Annotated in this window: 3 protein-coding genes; all 3 read left to right on the forward strand. The window is 49.5% G+C overall.

The features are described from left to right. Nucleotides 1-390 precede the first annotated feature (390 nt). The 3 genes from FBQ85_26900 (at nucleotide 391) to FBQ85_26910 (ending at nucleotide 4,244) form a co-directional block, all read left to right on the forward strand. Nucleotides 391-2,100 (forward strand): GAF domain-containing protein, encoded by a 1,710-nt coding sequence (locus FBQ85_26900; protein ID MDL1878763.1) that lies wholly within the window; start codon nucleotides 391-393, stop codon nucleotides 2,098-2,100. A 652-nt stretch (nucleotides 2,101-2,752) separates the two neighbouring features. Continuing rightward, on the forward strand, nucleotides 2,753-3,418 hold the full coding sequence (locus FBQ85_26905; GenBank protein ID MDL1878764.1) for a hypothetical protein: 666 nt from the start codon (nucleotides 2,753-2,755) through the stop codon (nucleotides 3,416-3,418). Nucleotides 3,419-3,584: 166 nt separating this feature from the next. Beyond that, nucleotides 3,585-4,244: a hypothetical protein gene (locus FBQ85_26910; GenBank protein MDL1878765.1), complete on the forward strand. Its 660-nt coding sequence runs from the start codon at nucleotides 3,585-3,587 to the stop codon at nucleotides 4,242-4,244. Nucleotides 4,245-4,591 lie beyond the last annotated feature (347 nt).

A 4,591-nucleotide genomic window follows, 5' to 3' on the forward strand; every position in this document is an offset into this window, starting at 1 on the left:
TGAGATATGACAAGAAAGAATCGATAATCGTCTTAAACAAACCGCGAAGCGGTGGAATGTTTATAGTAAAATCCGCCCCACCACCCTTCAAAACTCCGAGGAGTGAAATATTGCTTGGGCTCGATTCTAAACCTTGATCTTTCGATGAAAAGAACATGCCTCTCCTATCGGAGTTTGTAAAAACGGCGTGCGCGCATGACTATAACCATTTCGTTTCTTCGGAGTTGCCGGCAAGTTCTCGTGTAAAATTTTTTGTGCCTCACCCAATTGGTAGATTGGCGTCTTGATCAAACCCGCGCTTATCGCGGATTCGGTCAGACTTGGCGCAAAATTCAGATACTAATTTTGAGTTTGTAGGGATTTCTTGCGACAACAGTTTGGGAGTATGCCATGGCTTTTCAGATTACGACGCTTCTACCAACCATTAAATCCCTCCTGGCGATGACGGAAGTCGAGAATGCCCTGCCGGTGGTGCTCGATCTCGTCAGCGACTACACTGGCGCGGAACGCGGCTGCCTGGAGTTGTATGACGAAACCGGCAGCATTGCCTTCAAGAGAGCGCGGCAGCACGGCCAGGATCTCGACGATGAAGAATTGAGCCGGATCAGCAAAAACGTAGTGGCGCTTGCGCGGCTGACGCAGGAGGTGATCGTGAGTGAAAATGCCATGACGGATCCGCGCTTCGACGATCCCGAACACTCAAAGCAGACGATTTTGAATCAAAAGCTGCTGTCATTTGCGTGCGCGCCGCTGTGCGAGGGCGAGAAGGTGTTCGGCGTGGTTTATCTCGATCATCGCCAGGAAGAAGCCAAATTCAATCAGGAAACCCGGCAGTTGTTGCACGAGTTGACCGAATTACTGGCCGGCCCGCTGCGCCAATCGCTGGACAACACGCTGGCGCAGCGCCGCGAACGCGAGCGCCGGCAGCGCCACATGCAACATGTCAGTGATGAACTGGCGCGCATCAAGGGCTATCGCGACATGGTCGGCACCAGCCCCGCGATGCAGCAGGTCTATCAATTCATCGAAGTGATGAAAGACTACGACGAGTACAATGTTCTGATTCTCGGAGAACCCGGCACCGGCAAGGAGCTGGTTGCAGCGGCATTGCACCGCGCCAGCCGCCGCAGCAAGAAAGAGATGATCGCGTTCGATTGCTGCACCGTCGCCGAATCCCTGCTTGCTTCCGAGTTGTTCGGCCATGAAAAGGGCGCATTCTCGGGCGCGGATCAAAAACGCGAGGGTTTGATCAACGCCGCCGAGGGCGGCACGCTGTTTTTGGATGAAATCGGCAACCTGACGCTCGACGTGCAAAAAAAACTGCTGCGTTTTTTGGAGGAGAAACAATACCGCCGCATGGGCTCCAATACGGTGTATCGCGCCGACGTGCGTCTCATTTTCGCCACCAACAAGGATTTGAAGAAGCTCGTCACCGAGGAAAAGTTCATGCCGGATTTGCTGGATCGCCTCGAGCGCGGCCGCACGCTCACCCTGCCGCCGCTGCGCGAGCGCGGCCGCGATGTGTTGTTGATCGCGGAAAAATTTCTTCAAACCTTCAATGAACGCCATCGCACGCAGATTCGATTTGCGCCGGAAGCGCGCGATTGGCTGTTGCGCTACCATTTTCCCGGAAACATTCGTGAGCTGGACAAGATCGTCGACAATGCGGCGTTCGGGCTTTTGATTTCTCTCGATGATGATCAGGTGATGCAGCCGCATCATCTCAGCCGCCTGGCAGTGGCGCATTCCTCCCGTCCTGACGGCTTCACTGCGGCCGAGGATAGTTTCTATGCGCAATTCCTGCCCGAAGCGTATCGCAGCCGCAATTTCATCGCGGGCCGACATTCTTCCGAGGACAAAAATGCCAAATATGACTGGCACGATCAGTTGCATGTTGCAGTGGCGCAGGCGCTGAATATTCCATTCCGGCAGGCAAAAGATGCGCTGATCAAAGCCTTCGAATACAATTTCATTATCGCGTTGCTGCGCGAGGCCAAAGGCGTGGAAAAAAATGCCATCGCTCGCGCCGAGGTCGATCCCAAAACCCTGATCGAAAAAATGAAATCGTTCGGCATCAAGCGCGAATGGTTTGTGGAATGAACTTCTACAAAAAAGTCTTTTAAAAAATTGTGGTTTTCGCATCTGTAGCTAAGGAGCTCAAGCCTTTTAGCCACGGATTTACACTGATCAAACACGGATTTCATTTTTTCCACAAAACTATCCTCAAACAGAAATCAGTGAAAATCCGTGTTCATCCGTGGCTAAAGAAAATTCGCTGTTTCTCTTGCCTGCTTTTGCAGCGCTGTGCGGCCTGCCTCCCTACGAATGGACTCCACCCTGCATTCCTTTTGTTGTGACAAAGGGACGCAAGCCTTTTAGCCACGGATTTACACTGATCAAACACGGATTTCATTTTTTCCACAAAACTATCCTCAAACAAAAATCAGTGAAAATCCGTGTTGATCCGTGGCTAAAGAAAATTCGCTGTTTCTCTTCCCGCCGTTTGCAGCACCGTGCGGCCTTCTCTCCATACGAATGGACTCTACCCCACATTCATTGTGTTGTGACAACGGCACGATATTCCCTCGCCTCCGTTTAATCCTTTGATTTTTCTAAACACCGCTTTGCGTCTCTAGGCCATTTCATCGTGGTACGACTTTGGTATTAAGCATGTTTGCGCGCGCATCTCAAATCAAGTTCTCCACGGCCGTGGAATTTAATCATCAAAATTCCACAAGAAAGGAAGACCACGATGAAAGATGCCAGGAAGTTCACCGGCGAGGAAAATCACGCCATCACCACGGCGGAGGCCCTCACGTTTATCAAGCAATTCCGCGAGCACTACGGTCCCGAAGCGGCGCCCGGCGTGTTCTTTGACAAACAAGCGGTGCAGGCGATTCTCGATCAGCCGCACGCCGTCGGCATGCGCTATTATTATGGCGTGGACAGCTTCGATCAAACACAGCTTGTGCTGGTGGGAACCAATACGAGTAGAAATGATCTGCTCGAAGGCGAGCCGCTCAAGCTCTCGATGATGAATCCGCCGCTGGACGACCGCGGCCGCTACCATCGCGCCGCTGTGAGCCACGGTATTTCACTGCAAGAAGCCTCGGAGCTTACCGCGCGCTATCAAGAGAATCTGCCGCCCGGCCAGCCCAAAGGCGGTTTCTTTGGCAAGCAAGCGGTGCAACGGCTGCTCGATCATCCCGAATGCGTCGGTTTGCGCTGCTTTTTCGGCGCGAACAAGGACGGCGTGCGCGTGATGGTGATGCTGTGTGTGGACAAATTCGGTGCGGAGATGTTTTACGGTCCGATGGTTGAACTGTCTACAATGTGTCCGCCGTATTGCGGTTGGCCCAATCTTTTGAACCGCGGGATTAGCCAAACGCACAAATCGATGATAGATCCTACTGCTTGATAACAACAGATCATTGTCAACCCAAGCCCCATCTGCAAAGCGAAAATACAGATGGGCTTGGGATTTTCTTTTCTATACAAAATCAATTGCATCTGTGTAGTTTTTTGTATAACCTGCCGGCAAAAATCACATTGCTGCGGTTCGCATTTCTCTATGTTAGGAAGAGATGAACAACCCAATCATTGTATTATGCTCGAGCATTTCAACATTTTTGCCGTTTGTTGCTGTGACGGTATTCTTCAAATCTTATCATAATCGGTCAAAAGCTCTTCTCCTGTTGTGGATGTTTTTTGCCCTAGCTGTTGTAACTGAAACTATTTTGCATTTTCTTGGTTTATTTGGCAAACATAGTGGATGGATTTTTCACATCTTCACATTCTTGGAATACATTTTAATCGCGAGTATTCTTGCGGTTTGGCAACTCAACGCTACATTTGCTCAATTAATACGTTTTAGCATTCCACTTTATATTTCTTTCTTTGTCTTCACCAAAGTGATCGGTCTTGAGAATTTTTCAGCAGACACAGCCAACTTCATAACCAGGCCTCTTGCCCTTCTTTTGCTCAGTATTTTTGCTTTCCTAACCTTACAAGATTTATGGCGTCAAATGACAGTAAACCTTACAAATGATTATCGTTTCTGGATATTGCTTGCGATGGTGCTCTACTACAGCGCATCCCTCGTTCTTTTTGCTTTCATGTTCACGAAGCAATGGGAAACACTAGATGCATTATTCAAAGTTCACGCGGTGGTCAATATTATCCACAACATTTTGTTCACAATCGGCATCATTCAAATACGAAAAACGCCACAAGCTGCACTTTAGCCACTTCGACGCTTAAAAAATACCTGTCCCAAGAGCGGTTTTCAGTGCACCCAAAAGCTCCCAGCAGAAATGCAAAGCAAGAATACCATGGGCTTGTTTTTTTGTTTTCCAAACAAAACCATTTGCATTTATGCAGTTTTTTGTATAGCCTGCCGGCACAACTCATATTTCTATTTATTCTCATTTCTATCTGGGAAGGAGTTTCGCCATGCACAATTTCAAAACATTCACCGGCGAGGAAAACCACGCAATTACCACGAGCGAAGCGCTAACGTTCATCAAACAATTCCGCGAGCATTACGGCCCCGAAGCTGCGCCCGGCGTGTTTTTCAACAAGCAGGCAGTGC

It is taken from the genome of Cytophagia bacterium CHB2 (assembly GCA_030263535.1).
Classification (GTDB): Bacteria; Zhuqueibacterota; Zhuqueibacteria; order Zhuqueibacterales; family Zhuqueibacteraceae; genus Coneutiohabitans.